Here is an 18,987-nt window from a genome sequence, read left to right on the forward strand (position 1 = left end):
AGATAGGAACAGGGTGGCTCTCTTCCCCAGCCGCCCGCACCACTCACCGAGGGAGAGCTCGTGACCGAGATCGAGGACCGCCCGGCAGGCCGTACGCGCCGGGCCGCCAAGGCGCCGACCAGGGGGAAGGGCCTGAAGGTCAAGCGGGTCTACACGACCGCCGGCGTCCACCCGTACGACGAGGTGACGTGGGAGCGTCGCGACGTCGTCATGACCAACTGGCGTGACGGCTCGATCAACTTCGAGCAGCGCGGCGTCGAGTTCCCCGCCGAGTGGAGCATCAACGCCACCAACATCGTCACCACGAAGTACTTCCGCGGCGCCGTCGGCACCCCGCAGCGGGAGACCAGCCTGCGTCAGCTCATCGACCGGGTGGTGCTCACCTACGGCGCGGCCGGTCGCGAGCACGGCTACTTCGCCACCGAGGGCGACGCCGAGGTCTTCGAGCACGAGCTGACCTGGATGCTGCTGCACCAGGTGTTCAGCTTCAACAGCCCCGTGTGGTTCAACGTCGGCACGAGCGCGCCGCAGCAGGTCAGCGCCTGCTTCATCCTCGCCGTCGACGACACGATGGACTCGATCCTCAACTGGTACCGGGAGGAGGGGCTGATCTTCAAGGGCGGCTCCGGCGCCGGCCTGAACCTCTCCCGCATCCGCTCGTCCAAGGAGCTGCTGTCCTCCGGCGGCACCGCCTCCGGCCCGGTCAGCTTCATGCGCGGCGCCGACGCCTCCGCCGGGACCATCAAGTCCGGTGGCGCCACCCGGCGCGCGGCCAAGATGGTCGTCCTCGACATCGACCACCCCGACATCGAGGAGTTCATCGAGACCAAGGCGCGCGAGGAGGACAAGATCCGCGCGCTGCGGGACGCCGGGTACGACATGGACCTCGGCGGCAAGGACATCACCAGCGTCCAGTACCAGAACGCCAACAACTCGGTCCGGGTCTCCGACGAGTTCATGCGCGCGGTGGAGGACGGCACCGACTTCGGCCTGCGCGCCCGCCTCGACGGCTCGGTCATCGAGGAGGTCGACGCCCGGGGCCTGTTCCGCAAGGTCACCCAGGCCGCCTGGGAGTGCGCCGACCCCGGCATCCAGTACGACGACACCATCAACGACTGGCACACCAACCCCGAGACGGGCCGGATCAACGCGTCCAACCCCTGCTCGGAGTACATGAGCCTGGACAACAGCTCGTGCAACCTGGCGTCCCTGAACCTCATGAAGTTCCTCAAGGACGACGGGACGTTCGACGCCAAGACCTTCGTCAAGGCCGTCGAGCTGGTCATCACGGCGATGGACATCTCGATCTGCTTCGCCGACTTCCCGACCGAGCCGATCGGTGAGACCACCCGCGCCTACCGGCAGCTGGGCATCGGCTACGCCAACCTCGGCGCGCTGCTGATGGCCACCGGCCACGCCTACGACTCGCGCGGCGGCCAGACCCTGGCCGCGGCCATCACCTCGCTGATGACCGGCACCGCCTACCGCCGCTCGGCCGAGCTGGCCGGCATCGTCGGCGCGTACGAGGGCTTCGCCCGCAACGCCGACGCGCACGCCCGGGTGATGCGCAAGCACGCCGCCGCCAACGACGCCATCCGCCCGGTCGGCGCCGACGACGCCGACGTGCTGCGGGCCGCCACCGCCCAGTGGCAGGAGTGCCTGGAGATCGGCGCGGACAACGGCTGGCGCAACGCGCAGGCCTCGGTCCTCGCCCCCACCGGGACCATCGGCTTCATGATGGACTGCGACACGACCGGCATCGAGCCGGACTTCTCGCTGGTCAAGTACAAGAAGCTGGTCGGCGGCGGGTCCATGCAGATCGTCAACCAGACGGTCCCGCGGGCGCTGAAGAGCCTCGGCTACCAGGACGAGCAGGTCGAGGCGATCGTCGAGTACATCGCCGAGCACGGCCACGTCGTCGACGCCCCGAGCCTGCGCCCGGAGCACTACGAGGTGTTCGACTGCGCCATGGGTGAGCGGGCCATCTCCCCGATGGGCCACGTCCGCATGATGGCCGCGGTGCAGCCGTTCATCTCCGGCGCGATCAGCAAGACGGTCAACATGCCGGAGACGGCGACCGTCGAGGACGTCGAGAACATCTACTTCCAGGGCTGGAAGCTCGGCCTCAAGGCACTGGCGATCTACCGCGACAACTGCAAGGTCGGCCAGCCGCTGTCCGACGCCAAGGCCAGGAAGACCACTGCCGACGGTGGGGCCAAGGCCGAGGTGGAGGCCGCCCCGGTCGCCGCGACGTCGCACCCGGTCCGCCGCCGGCTGCCGAAGAAGCGGCAGAGCATGACGACGTCGTTCAGCGTCGCCGGCGCCGAGGGCTACATGACCGCCGGGATGTACGAGGACGGCAGCCTCGGCGAGGTGTTCCTCAAGCTCGGCAAGCAGGGCTCGACCCTGGCCGGTGTCATGGACGCCTTCTCGATCGGCATCTCGATCGCGCTGCAGCACGGTGTGCCGCTGGAGACCTACATCCAGAAGTTCACCAACATGCGCTTCGAGCCGGCCGGCATGACCGACGACCCGGACATCCGGATCGCCCAGTCGGTGATGGACTACATCTTCCGTCGCCTGGCACTGGACCACCTGCCGGTCGAGACCCGCGCGACCCTCGGCATCTTCACCGCCGAGGAGCGGGCGGCGCAGGTGTCGGGCACCTACGGCGGCTCCGCCTCGACGGCGGAGGTCGTCGAGGAGGAGGAGGTCGACGTCGAGGCGCTGCGCGGCTCGGTGCCGACCGAGGCGCCCGCCAAGCCGGAGCCGGCCGCCGAGAAGCCGGTGAAGGAGGCCCACTCCTCGGCCGAGCTGCTTGAGCTGGTCACGGGCAACGTCACCGACGCGCCGCTGTGCATGACCTGCGGCACGAAGATGCGTCCCGCCGGCAGCTGCTACGTCTGCGAGGGCTGCGGCTCCACCAGCGGCTGCAGCTGACCTGACCGGTCAGCGACGTCCCGCACCAGGCGGCAGGACGTCGGTGACCGATGACCGACCCGTCCACCGGCCCGGTCCCCTCGCGGGGCCGGGCCGGTGGCGTTCCGTGGGTCCGAGGACCGCTGGGAGCGAGGTGGACCGGGTGCTCCGTCCCGCTCGGCTGGGAAGGCGAGCGGGCCGGAGGCTCCGCACGGGCACCACCCACCGCACGGCAGGTCTCCGGCATGACCAGGCGGCGCGCTGGGCCAGCCACGGGTCACCACACGCCGGGACCCGCCGGTCGACCGGGGATCCGGGGGAACGCGCACGGGTGTCCGGCCGCGGATCACGTGCGACGGTGCTCCATCGCTTCCCAGCGGTCACGGACCACCGGAGGCGATCTCGAGTCCGCAGGGAGTCGCCATGCCGCTCGACCATGCTGTCCTCACCCGCCTGGCCCGGTCCGTCGCCGGTGAGGTGCTGCGACCGGCCGACCCCGGGTTCGCCGCGGCACGGGCCGGGGCCGTCTGGAACGGCGCCATCACGCGCCAGCCGGCGCTGATCGTGCGGCCTACGTCGGCCGAGGAGGTCGCGCGGACCCTCGCTGTCGTGCGCGAGGAGGGGGTGGACCTGACCGTGCGCGGGGGCGGCCACAGCGGAGCCGGGAACGCCGTGGCCGAGGACGCCGTCATGATCGACCTGTCCCGGATCGCCGGCGTCCGGGTGGATGCGGAGGCCCCCCGGGTCCACGTGGGAGGCGGCGCGACGTTGGCCGCCGTCGACGCCGCGACCGCGCCGCTCGGACTGGCCGTGGCCGGCGGCACGGTCAGCCACACGGGCGTCTCCGGGCTCACGCTCAGCGGCGGCCTGGGCTGGTTGACGTCCCAGCAGGGGCTGGCGTGCGACAACCTGGTGGCCGCCACCCTGGTCACCGCCGACGGGCGCACCGTGACCGCCTCCGAGGACACGGAACCCGAGCTGTTCTGGGCGCTGCGCGGCGCCGGCACCAACTTCGGGATCGTGACCGAGCTCGTGTTCGCCCCGCACGCGCTCAACCCCTTGGCGAACGTGGGCATGTTCTTCTGGCGACCGGACGACGCCCTCGAGCCGCTGCGCTTGCTCCGTGAGTACCTGTTCGACCTCCCGGCCGGGACCACCGGGGCCGTGGTCGGGATGTCCGCGCCGCCGGAGCCGTTCGTGCCCGAGGAGCACCGCGGCGAGCGGGGCGTCGCGGTGATGGTCGCCGGCTGGGGCAGCGTCGAGGAGCACGCCGCGGCGATCCGGCCGCTGCGGGAGCGCGACCCGCTGTTCGAGATGGTCACCCCGATCCCGCACGTGGCGCTGCAGCAGATGCTCGATGACGCCAACCCGTGGGGCATCCGCTCCTACGACAAGGGGCTGAACCTCGACCACCTGGGCGATGACGCGCTCGCGGTCATCCTGGAGCGGCTCCCCCTCATGCGCTCGCCGCTCTCCTACGTGCCGATGTTCCCGCTCACCGGCCGGTACAGCGAGATCTCCGACGACGCGACGGCGTGGGGCAGCCCCCGACGTCCGCACTGGGCGCTGGCTCTCCTCGCCATGGCCCCCGACGACGAGTCCTATGCGGCCGACCACGTCTGGGTCCGCGACCTCTGGAACGCCTTGCGCCCCTACGCCCCCGACGACGGGACGTACCTGAACTTCGAGGCCGACACCGACGACCGGCGGGTGCGAGCCTCCTACGGGGAGCGCAAGTACCGCCGCCTCGCCGAGCTCAAGGCCGTGTGGGACCCGGACAACGTCTTCCGGCACAACCCCAACATCCCGCCCGCCCCGGCCGGCATCCCCTCGCCCCGCGAGGCCGTGCCGGCGCGGACCGGCGGGACCGTCCGCTGACCCCGGCGGCGCTCGTCGTCCGGCACGTCGGATGGGGATCGTTCCGGACGGCGCTCCACGCGGTGACCGACGCCGCTCCCGGGTCCCGTCCTCCGGGCCCTCCGGTGGGTCCGTCCGGTCAGGGCAGCCGCGCGAGCAGCGCCCGGGCGAACGCCTCGGCCGCCGGGTCGGCCGGCTCGTGCGTCGCCGCGGCGCGCAGCCAGCCCGCGAGCGGCGCGGCCAGCGCGGGGGAGAGAGCCGCGATCCACGCGCCGGTCCCCGCCCGCGCCTCGGCCACGTGCTCGGTGCTCCCGTCGGGGAGGTGCGCGACCACCTCGGGGCGGGTCGCCAGCAGTCCGCCGGTCCGCCAGTCGCCGGGGGTCGTCCCGGCGGCGAGCGCCTCGAGGCGGTCGGCCGCCGTCCGCAGCAACTGCTCGGGGTCCACGGCCGGATGGTGCCCGACGCTGCGACCGGGGGGCCCGGGACCAGGGTCTCCTGCTCCGGCCGGGCGCCGGGTCTCGACTCCCTGGGCGCCGCCGGGCCGGACCATCGCCGAGCGTCTGGACAGCCCACACCCGGCGGCGGTGCACTACCGGTCCGCACAGGAGGCGCCATGACTGCGGAGCACGTCGTCGAGCCCGCCCGCGCCGGTGCACGCGGCGCCGCGGACTCCCTCGGATCCCCTCACGTCGCCGGCGGCACCCGGAGCTGAGGCTCCACGCTCAACGCTCACCGACAGGAGGACGTCCCGTGGACACCTTCCTCTCCACCGACCTCACCGGCCTGCCCGAGGCCGTCGCGCCCGAGGTGATCGAGCTGCGGAACGGCGAGGAGCTGCGGCTGCGCCCGGCTCCGGTCGCCAAGCGGATCGGGAACAGCACGGTGCGGATGCTGGCCTACAACGGCTCGATCCCCGGTCCCACGCTGAGGGTCCGGCAGGGCTCGGAGGTCGTCGTGCACGTCGTCAACGGCACCGACCTCGACACCACCGTCCACTGGCACGGGCTGCGCCTGGAGAACCGTTACGACGGCGTGCCGCACGAGACGCAGACCCCGATCCCGCCGGGCGGGGAGTTCAGCTACCGCATCCAGTTCCCCGACCCGGGCCTGTACTGGTACCACCCGCACGTCCGCGAGGACGTCACCCAGGAGCTGGGCCTCTACGGCAGCATCCTGGTCGACCCGGCCGAGTCGGACTACTGGCCGCCGGCGCACCGCGACGTGGTGCTGACCGTCGACGACCTGCTGCTCGAGGACGGCGCGATCGCGCCGTTCAGCCGCACCGAGACCAACTACGCGGCGATGGGCCGCTACGGCAACGTGATGCTCACCGGCGGGGAGACCGATCCGGCGTTCACCGCGCGGACCGGCGAGGTGGTGCGGCTGTGGCTGACCGACACGGCCAACAGCCGCGTCTTCCGCGTCGGGGTGCCCGGTGCCCGGCTGAAGCTCGTCGGCGGCGACAGCGGCCGGGTGGAGCACGAGGAGTTCGTCGCCGACGTGGTGCTGGCCCCGTCGGAGCGGGCGGTCGTGGACGTGCTGTTCGACCGGGCGGGCGAGTTCGCACTGGAGCACCGCACCCCGAACCGGACCTACCGGTTGGCGACGATCACCGTCACCGGCGAGGTCGCCGAGCCGCCGCTGGCCGAGCGGTTCGAGGCGCTGCGGACTGCTCCGGAGCTGGTGGCCGAGCGGGAGCAGCTCGGTGCGTGGCTGGCCGCGGCGCCCGACGAGGTCCTCGCGATCGTCGCCGAGATGGACGACCGGGCCGCGCCCGCGGCGGCGGGACCGGCGACCTACGCCTGCCCCATGCACCCCGAGGTGGTCAGCGACCAGCCGGGGCGCTGCCCGAAGTGCGGCATGAAGCTGATGGCGACCGCCTCGGGCGGGAGCCACGGTCACGACGCGGGCCACGGTCACGACGCGGGCCACGGCGCGGACGCCGCGGAGACGTCGGCGACGGGCCACGACGCCGCGCACACCCACCACCCCGGTCCCGCCACCGCCGACGGGATCGAGTGGGAGGACGAGATGGCCGAGACGAACCGGGCCACCACCACGGAGACGATGCGCTGGAAGCTGCTGGACCGCACCGCCGGCCGCGACGGGCTCCCCGTCGACTGGCACTTCACCGTCGGTCAGCGGGTCAAGATCCGGCTGGTCAACGAGATGGACTCCGACCACCCGATGCACCACCCGTTCCACGTCCACGGCGCCGGCCGCTTCCTCGTCCTCGCCCGGGACGGGACCCCCGAGCCCAACCTGGTGTGGAAGGACACCGTGCTCATCCCGACCGGTCAGACGGTCGACATCCTGCTCGACGTCACCAACCCCGGCCTGTGGATGGCGCACTGTCACATCGCCGAGCACATGCACGCCGGGATGATGTTCAGCTTCACCGTGGACCGGGGAGCGACGCCGTGACGGCGCCGACCGAGCCGCTCGACGTCGTCGTCGTGGGCGGCGGTCAGGCCGGCCTCGCGGCCGCCTGGCACCTGCGCGAGCGGGGACTGCGCTTCCTGGTCCTGGAGGCGGCGGCGGAGCTCGGGCACACCTGGCGCACGCGCTGGGAGTCGCTGCGGCTGTTCACCCCGGCCGAGCACGACGCGCTGCCGGGCCTGCCGTTCCCGGCGCCGGCCGGCACCTACCCGGGCAAGGAGGCGGTCGCCGACTACCTGCGCGACTACGCCGCCGCCTTCGACCTGCCGGTGCGGCTGGACGCGCGGGTGACCGGGCTGCAGCACACCGGTGCCGGGTTCCGGATCAGCACCGCCGGGGGGACGTACAGCGCCCGGCAGGTCATCGTGGCCACCGGACCGTTCCAGACCCCGTTCGTCCCGCCGCTGTCCGCCCGGCTGGACGGGCCGGTGACCCAGCTGCACAGCTCCGGGTACCGCAGCCCCGACGCGCTGCCCGAGGGGCCCGTCCTGGTGGTCGGCGGCGGCAACTCCGGCTTCCAGATCGCCGAGGAGCTGGCCCGGACCCGGCCGGTGCAGCTGTCGGTCGGCTCGGCGTACACGGCCCTGCCACAGCGACTGCTCGGCCGCGACCTGTTCTGGTGGCTGACCCGGCTGCGGCTGATGCAGGTGCCCGCCGGGTCCCGGCTCGGCCGCCGGATGCAGTCCCGCGGCGAGTTCCTGATCGGCAGCAGCCGGCGCGGCCTGCAGCGCACCGGCGTCCGCTTCCGGCCGCGGCTGGTCGACGCCGCCGGCCGCACGGTCCAGTTCGCCGACGGCACCAGTGGGGAGGTGGGCGTCGTCGTCTGGGCCACGGGCTACCGGCCCGACCTGTCCTGGATGGACGTCCCGGGGGTTCTGCGCGACGGCCGTGTGGTCCACACCCGCGGGATCACCGACGTCCCCGGGCTGTACTTCCTCGGCCTGTCCTGGCAGCACACCCGCGGCTCCGCGCTGCTGGGCTTCGTCGCCGACGACGCCGCCCACGTGGTCGACGCCGCCGCGAGGGCCGCCGCCCGCGTCCCCGGGCCGCGCGGTGCGCCGGACGCGCAGGCGGCTCCGCGCGACGTCCGGCACTGACCGCCCACCACCGGAGGGGAGACCGCCGTGCCCGGCCAGGAGAGGGTCCTCGCGTTCCCGGTCCACCCCGGCGTGACGCCGCTGGACCTCATCGGCCCGCTCACCGTGCTGAAGACCCCCGGCATCGGCGGCATGCGGTACCGCACCGTCGTGGTCGGCGAGCGCGCCGAACAGCTGGCCACCGACACGCCGCTGGGGCTGCTGCCGGCCGCCACCTTCGCCGAGGTGCCGGACCCGTGGGCGGTGATCGTGCCCGGCGGCGGGGCGAGCACCCTCACCGCGACGGAGGACGAGGCGCTGCTGTCCTACGTCCGCTCGGCCGCCACCGGGGCGGAGGTCGTCGGCTCCACCGGCAACGGAGCTCTCGTGCTGGCCGCCGCCGATCTGTTGCGCGGCGCGCGGGCGGCCGTGCACCGGGCCTACCGGGAGCCGCTGGAGGAGCTGGGCGCCATCGCCGCCCGGCAGCGGTGGCTCGTCGACGGCCGGCTGCACACCGCCGCCGGCGGCACCGCCGGCATCGAGCTGGCGCTGCTCCTGCTGGCCCGGCTGCGCGGCCGGGCGATCGCACGGCTGGGCCAGCTGTCCGCGGAGTACGACCCGCAGCCGCCGTTCGGCCGGGTGGGGCCGGATCCCGCCGACGACGACCTCGCCCGGACGCTGCGCGACCCCGGTGGCGCCCCCACCGGCGGACCCGCGCCGGACGAGCGGCTCATCGCCTTCGTGCTCCACCCGGGGCTGACCGTGCTCGACCTCGTCGGTCCGCTGCAGGTGCTGACCGTGCTGCAGGGGTTCGCGCCGGGCTACCGCCCAGTCACCGTGTGGGCCCGTCGTGAGCCCGTGCCCACCGACGCAGGGGTGGCGGTGGTGCCCGACCGGACGTTCGAGGAGGTCCCGCACCCGGCGATCGTGCTCGTGCCCGGCGGCGCGCTGCCCACCATCCGCGCGATGGGCGACCCGCGGGTCCGCGACTACGTGCGTTCCGCCGCCGCCTCGGCGGAACTGGTCACCTCGGTGTGCACCGGCTCGCTGATCCTCGGCGCGGTCGGGCTGCTGGAGGGGCGCGACGCCACCACCAACTGGTTCTACTCCGGGATCCTGGAGCGCCTGGGTGCCACGTACCACCAGCGGAGGTGGGTCGAGGACGGCGACCTGGTCATGTCCGCCGGCGTCTCCGCCGGCATCGACATGGCCCTGCACCTCGCCGCCCGCCTGACCGACGAGGCCACCGCCCGCCGGGTGCAACGAGCCGTCGACTACGACCCGCAACCACCCTGGGGCGGCATCGACTACGACCGGATCCCACGTCTCCCCCGCGCCGTGCGCGGCGCGATCGGGCTGACCGCGCCGGTGGTCGCCGGACGCGCCAGGCGGCTCACCCGCGCCGGACGCTGACCCGCGGCCGGACCGGCGTCGCGTCAGGGAGGGGAGGAGCGCGTGACGACCTCCGAGAGCGCGCAGCGCCGCGGCGCGACGGCCGCCGGGGTGCGCGCCCTGCGTGCACCGATCGCCTGGGGCGTGGTCTGGGGCTGCCTGCAGGCCGCGTCGCCGCTGGCCTTCCCCTGGCTCGACGACGCCACCGTCTACTCGATGGGGCTCGTCCTGATCGCCGCGGTCTACATCGGGTTCAGCGTGGCCGACGGGCGGGGCAGGGTCATCGCCGTCGAGACCGTCGTCGCCGGCGCCTTCGTCGTCGTCGCCGCGGCGGGGGTGACCGGCTCGGCCTGGCTGCTCGTGGCCGGCCTGGCCGGCCACGGCCTGAAGGACCTCTGGCAGCACCGCACCGGGTTCGTGGCCGGCACCCGCTGGTGGCCGCCGTTCTGCGCCGCCGTCGACGCCGTCGCCGCCGCGCTCCTCGCCGTCGGGATCGTGGCCGACGTCCACCTCGGGTGGTGAGCCGGCGCGGTGGTGCCGGCGCTCAGGCCGCGGTCGGCACCGTCCGGGCCAGTGCGGCGGTGAGGGTCAGCCGGAGGTCGAGCAGGTCGTCGAGCGCCTGCTGGGCCGCCTGGCACAGCGTGAAGCCCTCGCCGCTCGGGGAGTCGCGGAACCCGTCGCGGGCGGTGCCGAGCTCCTGGTAGGCGACCACGATGCGGCGGTCGACGTCGGGGACCTGGGGACGAGGGAGCGACACGTCGCCTCCTCCTGCGGTTCGGTGGTGCCGGGAGGGGGTTCCCGGTCGTCCGTGCGGCGCTCTACCCACCCGGGGCCGTGCGCACGCACGTTCCGCCGCGCGCGCACCGGGCACCCGGACGGGGGAACGCCGCCGGAGGAGTGTCGGTGCCGTCCCTGCGGTGAGGACCGTGACCCGTCGCACCTCCCGTCCTGCCCCGACTGCACCGGGTCCCCGCGCGCGGTCCCGCTCCTGTTCGGGCTGCCCTCCGCGGAGGCGTTCGACGCGAGCGACCGCGGTGAGGTCGTGCTGGGCGGCTGCCTGCTGACCGAGGGCGAGCCGCTGCCCGACCGGGCCTGCCCGCAGTGCCGGCGGCCGCTGTCCTGACCGTCGCGGGTCAGCCGATCCCGCACTCGTCGCGCAGGTAGGCCTCGACGTCGTCGCTCGCCGTGTCCAGCCCGTTCCCGGCCTCCTCCAGCGCCGCGACCGAGTCCGCGTCGGTCAGGTCGAGGTCGGCCACCGCGTCGGCCATCCGGTCCAGCCCGGTCCGCATGGTGTCCCAGTCGTCGGCGATCGCCTCCGGCGCGGTGATGTCCCGCATCTCCTCGGCGAGCTGACGGAAGACGTCGGGGACCGAGGTGTCGCCGCCGGCCTCGTCCACGGCCGCCTCGACCCGCTGGTCGAGGTCGGCTGCCCGGGTGCAGAAGTCCTCCCCGGCCGCCGTGTCCTCCGCGGGGGAACTGGTGGCCGGGGAGTCGGCTGCGGAGCCCCCGCCGTCGCCCGAGCCGCCGTCGTCGCCGGAGCACGAGGCGAGCAGGACGACGCCGAGGACCGCGGCCACCCCGGCCCGGACAGGACGCAGCTTCTGGCGCATGGAGCGACCGTCCCGCGACCGGCGGCCCGGGGGCAGGGTCGAAGGACCGCTCGGGGCGAGCGAGGTCACAGCGAGCGGCCTGCTGGCGCACGACCCGGCCCAGGTGGTCACCGACGCCGTCGTCGGCGCGGGCAACGCCGCGGTGCTCCCCGCCCTGCTGCTCACCCAGCCGGCGCTGCGCACCCGGCGGGTCCTGGCCCGCACCGCCTCCGGCGCCGCCGGGCTGACCGCCGTGGTCGGCGGCTGCCTGGTCGCGGTGGACCTCGGCGCCGCGCCGGCCGCGGCCGCCGCCGTCCTCGCCTCCGTGGCCGCGGTCGTCGGCGGCGCCGCCGCGGTGCCCCAGCCGCTGGGCCTGCTGCGCGACCGCACGCAGGACGTCTCCGGGCTCTCGCCGGTGCGGTGGTGGCTCGGCGCCGGGTCCTGCGCCGCGTGGACCGGCCACGGCCTCGCGGCAGGGCAGGTGGCCGTGGCGCTGTCGGCCGCGGTCGGGCTCGCGTGCGCCCTCGTCACCTGCGCGGTGCTCGCCTCCCGCCGGACGCCGGCGCCGGTCGTCCCGCTGCCGGTCCGCCGCCCGGTCCGCCCCGCCGAGGCGCGCCCGGTACTGGCCGCCGCGGCCCGAGGACGCCGCCCGGGCGAGGATCGGGCGACGTCCGCACCCACCCCGAGGAGTCGCGTTGAGCCCGAGCCCCGTCGCCGTCACCGGCTCGACCGGACAGGTCGGGGGCCGGGTCGCCCGCCGGCTGTCCGCCGCCGGCGTCCCGCAGCGCCTGCTGGTCCGCGACCCGTCCCGCGCGCCGCGGCTGCCGGGCGCGACCACCGTCGTCGCGCCGTACGCCGACGGCGACGCCGTCCGCCGGGCGCTGGAGGGCACAGGGACCGTGTTCATGGTGTCGGCGTCGGAGTCCGCCGACCGGGTCGACCAGCACCGCGCCTTCGTCGACGCCGCCGCGGCCGCCGGCGTGCGGCACGTCGTCTACCTGTCGTTCCAGGGTGCCGCCCCGGACGCGACCTTCACCCTCGCCCGCGACCACTGGGCCACCGAGGAGCACGTCCGCGCCCGCGGGCTGCGCTCCACGTTCCTGCGCGACGCGCTCTACGCCGACTTCCTGCCCGGCCTGGTGGGGGAGGACGGCGTGATCCGCGGCCCGGCCGGTGACGGGCGGGTCGCCGCGGTCGCCCAGGACGACGTCGCCGACGCCGCGGTCGCCGTCCTCCGCGACCCGGCCGCGCACGCCGGGCGCACCTACGACCTGACCGGTCCGGAGGCGCTGACCCTCGCCGAGGTCGCGGCCGCGATCACCGCCGTCACCGGCCGCCCGGTCCGGTACCACGCGGAGACCGTCGAGGAGGCCTTCGCCTCCCGCGCCTCCTACGGCGCTCCGGACTGGCTGGTCGAGGCGTGGGTGTCGACGTACACCGCGATCGCGGCCGGTGAGATGGCCGCCGTGAGCAGCGCCGTCCCCGGCCTGACCGGTCATCCGGCCACGCCGTTCGAGCAGCTGCTGCGGGTCGGCGACCGAGCCGCCCGCGCCATTCCGCCGACAGCGGAAGAATTGCGCGAATGGTGAAACGGGACCATTCGGGGGCGCATTCCTGCTGCGTTCCCGATTGACTGCGGCCGTCCGACCCCGGCGGCCCAGGAGGTACCGACCGTGCAGACCCCGACCGGCTCCCCGTCCTTGCACGACGCCGTCGCCGACCGCCTGCTCCGCGAGCGCATCGTCGTGCTCGGCAGCGAGGTGGACGACGACGTCGCCAACCGCCTGTGCGCGCAGATGCTGCTGCTCGCGGCCGACGACCCGCGACGCGACGTGCACCTCTACGTCAACTCACCCGGCGGCTCGGTGACCGCCGGGATGGCCGTCTTCGACACGATGCAGGCGATCGGCTGCGACGTCGCCACCTACGCGTTCGGGACGGCGGCCTCGATGGGGCAGTTCCTGCTGACCGCCGGCGCGCCGGGCAAGCGGTTCACGCTGCCGCACACCCGGATCCTCGTGCACCAGCCCTCGGGCGGGCTCGGCGGCACGCAGTCCGACGTCGCCGTCCAGGCCGAGGCGCTGCGCCGGCTGAAGCGAGACCTCGACGAGCTGCAGGCGCTGCACACCGGGCAGACCGTGGAGCAGATCGAGCGGGACTCCGACCGGGACCGCTGGTTCACCGCGCAGGAGGCCGTCGCCTACGGGCTGGTCGACCACGTCGTCGCCTCGGCCGCGGCGCTGCCCGGCCCGGCGCTGGTCCCCACCGGGTGGGGCGCGCCGTGACCGACTGGCTCACCGCGACCCTCGACGGCGCCCGCGCGGCCGAGCTCCGGCGGTCGGTGCGGCACCACCGCCGGGTCGCCGCCGCGGCCCGCCGACGCCGCGCCCGCCGGCTGGCCGCCCGTGCCGCCGCTCTCGCCGAGCGCTCCGCCGTCCTCGCCGCCCGGGCGGCGCTGCTGTCGCCCGGATCCCGTGCGGGTGCGCAGCCGGGGCGCGGGGCGGACCGACGGGCGGTCGTCTGACCTGCGCTCTCCCCTGTAGATGCGTTGCCGCCCACGTCCTGCGGCACCGGCCTCATCGCGACGACCACCCCACCGCCCCACCAGGCGGGGCCGGGAATGTCCCGGCGGACGGTGCGTTGGAGGGTGCCGGTCCGGTCCATGCCCCCGGGCCTCACCTCCTGCCGCTGCGAGCGGCCACTCGCCGAGAGGCGGCTGTCGGGCCGGCGCTGCACGATCCGGCCGTCCGGTCCACCAGGACCGGGCGGCCGTCCGCGTCCGGGGACCGGCCGAGGACGTGCCAGGGTGGCGGGCGTGCGTGTCCTCGTCACCGGGAGCTCCGGCCACCTCGGCGAGGCGCTGGTCCGCGTGCTGCGCGACGCCGGGGACGACGTCGCCGGCCTGGACCTGCTGCCCTCGCCGTGGACCGACGTCGTCGCCTCGGTCACCGACCGCGCCGCGGTCCGGGACGCCCTCGCCGGCGCCGACGCGGTGCTGCACACCGCCACGCTGCACAAGCCGCACGTCGGCACGCACGGCCGGCAGGCGTTCGTCGACACCAACGTCACCGGCACCCTGGCCGTCCTCGAGGAGGCGGCGGCCGCCGGTGTCGGGCGGGTGGTGGTCACCAGCACGACCAGCGCCTTCGGCCGCGCGCTGACCCCCGCGCCCGGCGAGCCCGCCGCGTGGGTCACCGAGGCCGTGCCGCCGCGGGTGCGCAACGTCTACGGCGCCACCAAGGTCGCCGCCGAGGACCTCTGCGAGCTCGTCGCCCGCGACACCGGCCTGCCCGTCGTCGTCCTGCGGACCTCGCGCTTCTTCCCGGAGGGCGACGACAGCGACGACGTCCGCAGCGCCTACGCCGACGACAACGCGAAGGTCAACGAGCTGCTGCACCGGCGGGTGGACCTCGCCGACGTCGTCTCCGCCCACCGCGCCGCCCTCGACCGCGCGCCGGCGCTCGGGTTCGGCCGCTACGTCGTCAGCGCCACCACGCCGTTCGGCCGGGACGACCTGGTGCAGCTGCGCACCGACGCCCCGGCCGTCGTCGGACGGCTCTTCCCCGACGCCCCGGCGCTGTACGAGCGGCTGGGCTGGCGGCTGTTCCCGTCGATCGACCGGGTCTACGTCAACGCCGCCGCCCGCGCCGACCTCGGCTGGACGCCGGAGTGGGACTTCCGCGCCGCCCTCGACGCCCTCGCCGCCGGGCGCCCGCCGCGCAGCGAGCTGGCGCGGACGGTCGGCGCGAAGGGCTACCACGCCGTCCCGACCGGCCCCTACACCGCCCGCTGACCGGGGGACTCCAGCACCACGACGTCGTCCTCGTGCAGGCCGGAGGCCACCAGCGTGCCGCCGCGCTCGGCGACCGCGGTGACGAAGCCGTAGCCGGCGTCGGTGGCGCGCAGGTCGTGCACCCGGCGGCCGTCGGCCGGGTCGAACGCCATCACCCAGGCGATCGGCGTCGCCTCCGGCCGCACCCGCTCCGGCACGTTCCACAGCAGCAGCCGCAGCACGCCCGGCAGCGGCAGCAGCCGGTCCAGCAGCGCGTTGCGCGGCGCGGCGATCGCCACCCACAGCAGCCCGTCGCTGCCGAGCGAGGCGTTGTCGGGGAAGCCGGGCAGGTTCTCCACCAGCGGCTCGGTCGTGCCCGCGCGCTCCCCGGTCAGCCAGTGCCGCAGCACCCGGTAGCGGGAGGTCTCGGCCAGCAGCAGGTGCGAGCCGTCGGGCGCCCGCACCAGCCCGTTGGCGAAGCCGAGCCCGGACAGCACCGTGGTCACCGTGCCGTCGGGGTCCCGCCGCACCAGCCGCCCGGTGGCCGAGTGCTCGAAGAAGTCACCGAGGTGGTGCTCGACGTCCCACCGGGTGGTCGACGTCGTGAACCACACCGTCCCGTCGGGCGCCGCGACGACGTTGCTCGCGAAGGTCACCGGCTCGCCGTCGACCTCGGACACCAGCACCTCCACCTCGCCCGAGGCGCCCACCCGCAGCAGCCCGAGGTCGTGGTCGCAGACGAGCACGCTGCCGTCGGCGCGCGGCTCCACCCCGAGCGGGCGGCCGCCGGTCCGGCCGACCGGCGTCCGCTCGCCGGTGACCGGGTCGATCCGCACGACGCTGCCGTCGCGCAGCCCGGTGACCACCAGGCCGGCGTCGTCGAAGAGCACGTCCTCGGGGCCGGAGTCGCCGGTCGGCAGCCGGCGGGCGACGCGCAGCGGCGCGGTCGGGCCGGGGTCGGCGAACGCCGGCGGCGTCCACCGGCGCGGCCGGATGCGGCGGCGGGTGAGCAGCGGACTGCCGACCTGCGCCGCGGCGCGGTCGGGCGTGAGCCGGCCGGCCCGCCGGATCACCGCCAGGCAGCGCCGCTCGAGCAGCCGGACGGCGAGGCCGAAGGAGCGGAACGCCGGGTTCGTCGTCTGCCCCGCCCGGTAGCGCGCCCACACCTGCTGGGCGATGACCGCGACGCGGAACAGGCCGAACGCCTCGTACCAGGCCCACTCGGCGTTGGTGACCCGCTGCCCGGTCCGCGCGCTGTAGTACGCGACCACCTGCTCGCGGCTCATCATCCCGGGCAGCGTCGTGGGCTGGCGGCTGAACCGGCGCATCAGCGGGCCGTCGTCGGCCTGGATCCAGTAGCCGAGCGCGCTGGCCAGGTCCATCAGCGGGTCGCCGACGGTGGCCAGCTCCCAGTCGAGCAGGCCGACCGGGCGGGTGGGGTCGGCCGGGTCGAGGACGACGTTGTCGAACCGGAAGTCGTTGTGCACCAGCGTGTGCGGCCGGTCGGCGGGCTGGTGCTCGGCCAGCCACGCGGTCACCCGGGCGAAGGCGGGCACGTCCCGCGTGCGGGCCCGCGCGTACCGCTTCGTCCAGTTCTCCACCTGGCGGCGCACGTAGCCGGGGCCGCGGTCGAGGCCGGCCAGCCCGGCGGCCCGCACGTCGACCGCGTGCAGGTCGACCAGCAGGTCGACGACGTTGCGGCACAGCCGCGCGACCTGCTCCCGGTCGAGGTCCACGCCCGGCGGCAGCGAGCGGCGGGGGATCGGCCCCTCGACCCGCCGGACGACGGAGAACGGCGTCCCGACGACGGCGGTGTCCTCGCACAGCGCGACGGTGCGCGGCACGTGCGGGAGGACCCGGCCCAGCGCGTCCTGGACGCGGTACTCGCGGGCGACGTCGTGCGCGGTGCCGGCGTGCTCCCCGCGCGGCGGGCGGCGCAGCACCAGGTCGCCGTCGGGGTAGCGCAGCAGGTAGGTCAGGTTGGAGACGCCGCCGGCGAACTGGCGCACCTCGGGGACGGCGGACAGGTCGACGCCGGCCCGCGCGGGGTCGGCGTGCGCGGCCAGCCAGGCGGCGACGGCGGGGACGTCGAAGGCGTCCTCGGCCCGGACCGGGCGCGCGTCGGTGGCGGTCACGAGAGCCGCCGGACGACGGAGAGCGGCAGCACCCGCATCGCGACGCCGATCGGCACCCACGGCCAGGCCGGCACGTACGCCTTCGCCCTGCGCGCCTCGATCGCCTCGACCATCGCGCGCACGCCGGTCCCGGTGTCCACCATGAACCGGGTGGCCTGCTGCACGTGCTCGTTCATCTCCGACCGGATGTAGCCCGGGTACACCACGGACACGTCGACGCCGGGGATGCGCTCGGAGCGCAGCCCCTCGGCGAGTGCCGCCACCCCGGCCTTGGTGGCCGCGTAGGTGGTCATGCTCCTCCGCATCCCGCGCAGCGCGGACATCGACGAGACGAGCACCAGGTGGCCGCGGCGCTGCCGGCGGAACACCTCCAGCGCCGCCTCGCACTGCGCCAGCGCGCCGACGAAGTTGGTCATCGCCGTCTCGCGGTTGGCGTCGGCGCGGCCGGTGCCGAGCGGGGCGCCCTTGCCCAGGCCGGCGTTGACGACCACCCGGTCGAGCCCGCCGAAGGCCTCGTCGAAGCGGCGGAACACCGCGGGCACGGCGTCGGCGTCGGTGACGTCGAGCGCCGCCGTCTCCACCCGCCGGCCGCTCGCCGTCCGGATCCCGTCCGCGAGGGCGTCCAGCCGGTCGGTCCGGCGGGCGCACAGCGCGAGGTCCCAGCCGCGGGCGGCGAACTGGCGCGCCATCTCCGCGCCGAGCCCGGAGCTCGCCCCGGTGACCAGGACGACACCCCTGCCCGGGCGGGCCTGGGGGGAGGACGGACCGGGACCGGGGGAGGAGGAGGGCACCCGGGCACGCTAGATCCGGCCGGTGCCGGCCCGGTGCCCGGGGGCCCGGCGGCCTCAGGCCCGGACGGCGGGACGCACCTGCGCCAGCACGAAGGCGGCGACGACGTCGTGCACGGCGTCGCGGTCGTGCTCGTTGAGGACGTCGTGCAGGTCGCCCGGGAAGGTGCGCAGCGTCGCCCGCGGCAGCCGCGCGACCAGCGCCCGGGAGTTCTCCAGCGGGACGACCGGGTCGGCCTCGCCGTGCAGGACCAGCGTCGGGACGTCGGGCCGGCCCCGGGTGAGCCCGTCGGCCACCGCGGCCCACGAGCGGACCACCGCCTCCAGGGTCTGCCGGGGCACCGGCCCGCGGTTCACCAGCGGGTCGGTGCGCAGCGCCTCCAGGTAGCCGGGGTGGGTGCTGAACACCTCCGCCGGGTCCGGGGGCTCGACCTCCCCGGCGTCCTCGGCGAGCATCGCCTCGATCACCGGCACGGGGAGGGCGGGCGGGTCGGAGACGACCAGCGCCTCCGCCAGGTCGGGGGACCGCTGGGCCAGCAGCAGCGCGGCCACGCCCCCGCCGGAGTGGCCCGTCAGCACCAGCGGCCGGCCGGGGTGCCGGGCCCGGGCGATCGCGGCCAGCGTGCGGAGGTCGTCGGCCTGGTCGTCCCGGCTGAGCATCAGGTCGCGCGCGCCGTCGCTGCGGCCGTGGCCGATCGCGTCCAGGGCGTGCACGGCGATCCCGTCGGCGGCCAGCCGCCGGCCGAGGGGCGCGTAGAGGCCCAGGTGCTCGCCGAAGTCGCCGTGGTGGAGGACGACGACGGCGCGGGCCTCGCCGTCGGGGAGCCAGGCGTCGTGGTGCACGCGGCCCCGGGTGCCGTCGAAGAAGGGCATCGCGGCCCCTCCCTCCGGGTCGGGCGGACGGGCCCCCGCGCCGGTGATCGTCCTCGCCGTCGCCCCGGTGCAGCCGGGTCCCGCCCCCTCCCGGGGGAGGGCCCGGCGCTGCGTCACCCGGGGCGCCCGGTTCGGCTCCCCGCGTGC

General features: G+C 75.4%; 16 protein-coding genes. 10 read left to right on the forward strand and 6 right to left on the reverse strand.

Annotated elements, in window-relative coordinates; translation table 11 throughout:
- Positions 1–60 precede the first annotated feature (60 nt).
- Both ACI8AB_RS06185 and ACI8AB_RS06190 read left to right on the forward strand, forming a co-directional pair.
- On the forward strand, positions 61–2,940 hold the full coding sequence (locus ACI8AB_RS06185; RefSeq protein WP_456949373.1) for a vitamin B12-dependent ribonucleotide reductase: 2,880 nt from the start codon (positions 61–63) through the stop codon (positions 2,938–2,940).
- A 402-nt stretch (positions 2,941–3,342) separates the two neighbouring features.
- Positions 3,343–4,797 (forward strand): FAD-binding oxidoreductase, encoded by a 1,455-nt coding sequence (locus ACI8AB_RS06190; protein ID WP_456949374.1) that lies wholly within the window; start codon positions 3,343–3,345, stop codon positions 4,795–4,797.
- 118 nt (positions 4,798–4,915) lie between these two features.
- On the opposite strand, the gene ACI8AB_RS06195 is transcribed toward ACI8AB_RS06190, so the two are convergent.
- Positions 4,916–5,221 carry a hypothetical protein gene (locus ACI8AB_RS06195; protein ID WP_456949375.1) on the reverse strand — a complete coding sequence of 102 codons (306 nt, stop codon included), beginning with the start codon at positions 5,219–5,221 and terminating at the stop codon, positions 4,916–4,918.
- A 305-nt stretch (positions 5,222–5,526) separates the two neighbouring features.
- Here ACI8AB_RS06195 and ACI8AB_RS06200 point away from each other — a divergent pair, with 305 nt between their 5' ends.
- Genes ACI8AB_RS06200 through ACI8AB_RS06215 form a run of 4 tightly spaced genes read left to right on the forward strand, consistent with a single transcriptional unit; the run spans position 5,527 to position 10,205 of the window.
- Positions 5,527–7,200: a multicopper oxidase domain-containing protein gene (locus ACI8AB_RS06200; RefSeq protein ID WP_456949376.1), complete on the forward strand. Its 1,674-nt coding sequence runs from the start codon at positions 5,527–5,529 to the stop codon at positions 7,198–7,200.
- Positions 7,197–8,312 (forward strand): flavin-containing monooxygenase, encoded by a 1,116-nt coding sequence (locus ACI8AB_RS06205; protein WP_456949377.1) that lies wholly within the window; start codon positions 7,197–7,199, stop codon positions 8,310–8,312. The genes ACI8AB_RS06200 and ACI8AB_RS06205 overlap by 4 nt, the downstream gene beginning before the upstream one ends.
- Positions 8,313–8,339: 27 nt before the next feature.
- Positions 8,340–9,704, forward strand: coding sequence for a DJ-1/PfpI family protein (locus ACI8AB_RS06210; RefSeq protein ID WP_456949378.1), 1,365 nt, complete (start codon positions 8,340–8,342; stop codon positions 9,702–9,704).
- Between the two features lie 42 nt (positions 9,705–9,746).
- The gene (locus ACI8AB_RS06215; RefSeq protein ID WP_456949379.1) at positions 9,747–10,205 is read left to right on the forward strand and encodes a hypothetical protein; all 459 of its coding nucleotides are present in this window, start codon (positions 9,747–9,749) and stop codon (positions 10,203–10,205) included.
- A gap of 22 nt (positions 10,206–10,227) precedes the next feature.
- On the opposite strand, the gene ACI8AB_RS06220 is transcribed toward ACI8AB_RS06215, so the two are convergent.
- Together ACI8AB_RS06220 and ACI8AB_RS06225 are read right to left on the reverse strand one after the other, a co-directional pair.
- The gene (locus ACI8AB_RS06220) at positions 10,228–10,440 is read right to left on the reverse strand and encodes a hypothetical protein (protein ID WP_387992680.1); all 213 of its coding nucleotides are present in this window, start codon (positions 10,438–10,440) and stop codon (positions 10,228–10,230) included.
- 376 nt (positions 10,441–10,816) lie between these two features.
- Positions 10,817–11,293: a hypothetical protein gene (locus tag ACI8AB_RS06225; protein WP_456949380.1), complete on the reverse strand. Its 477-nt coding sequence runs from the start codon at positions 11,291–11,293 to the stop codon at positions 10,817–10,819.
- Positions 11,294–11,967: 674 nt separating this feature from the next.
- Here ACI8AB_RS06225 and ACI8AB_RS06230 point away from each other — a divergent pair.
- The 4 genes from ACI8AB_RS06230 to ACI8AB_RS06245 all read left to right on the forward strand — a co-directional run bounded on the left by ACI8AB_RS06230 (position 11,968) and on the right by ACI8AB_RS06245 (position 15,065).
- Positions 11,968–12,861, forward strand: a complete 894-nt coding sequence (locus tag ACI8AB_RS06230) for an SDR family oxidoreductase (protein WP_456949381.1) — start codon at positions 11,968–11,970, stop codon at positions 12,859–12,861.
- A 39-nt stretch (positions 12,862–12,900) separates the two neighbouring features.
- Positions 12,901–13,557, forward strand: coding sequence for an ATP-dependent Clp protease proteolytic subunit (locus ACI8AB_RS06235; RefSeq protein WP_456949533.1), 657 nt, complete (start codon positions 12,901–12,903; stop codon positions 13,555–13,557).
- Positions 13,554–13,796, forward strand: coding sequence for a hypothetical protein (locus ACI8AB_RS06240; protein WP_456903499.1), 243 nt, complete (start codon positions 13,554–13,556; stop codon positions 13,794–13,796). The genes ACI8AB_RS06235 and ACI8AB_RS06240 overlap by 4 nt, the downstream gene beginning before the upstream one ends.
- Before the next feature lie 282 nt (positions 13,797–14,078).
- On the forward strand, positions 14,079–15,065 hold the full coding sequence (locus ACI8AB_RS06245; protein WP_456949382.1) for an NAD-dependent epimerase/dehydratase family protein: 987 nt from the start codon (positions 14,079–14,081) through the stop codon (positions 15,063–15,065).
- On the opposite strand, the gene ACI8AB_RS06250 is transcribed toward ACI8AB_RS06245, so the two are convergent.
- The 3 genes from ACI8AB_RS06250 to ACI8AB_RS06260 are packed head-to-tail and all read right to left on the reverse strand — an operon-like array spanning position 15,050 to position 18,840.
- Positions 15,050–17,179 (reverse strand): phosphotransferase, encoded by a 2,130-nt coding sequence (locus tag ACI8AB_RS06250; RefSeq protein WP_456949383.1) that lies wholly within the window; start codon positions 17,177–17,179, stop codon positions 15,050–15,052. The two genes, ACI8AB_RS06245 and ACI8AB_RS06250, sit on opposite strands and share 16 nt — an antisense overlap.
- Positions 17,176–17,970 carry an SDR family oxidoreductase gene (locus tag ACI8AB_RS06255; RefSeq protein WP_456949384.1) on the reverse strand — a complete coding sequence of 265 codons (795 nt, stop codon included), beginning with the start codon at positions 17,968–17,970 and terminating at the stop codon, positions 17,176–17,178. Before ACI8AB_RS06255 ends, ACI8AB_RS06250 begins: the two co-directional genes overlap by 4 nt.
- 54 nt (positions 17,971–18,024) lie before the next feature.
- Positions 18,025–18,840, reverse strand: a complete 816-nt coding sequence (locus ACI8AB_RS06260) for an alpha/beta fold hydrolase (RefSeq protein ID WP_456949385.1) — start codon at positions 18,838–18,840, stop codon at positions 18,025–18,027.
- Positions 18,841–18,987 lie beyond the last annotated feature (147 nt).

The sequence above is a fragment of the Geodermatophilus sp. SYSU D00698 genome, assembly GCF_054050335.1.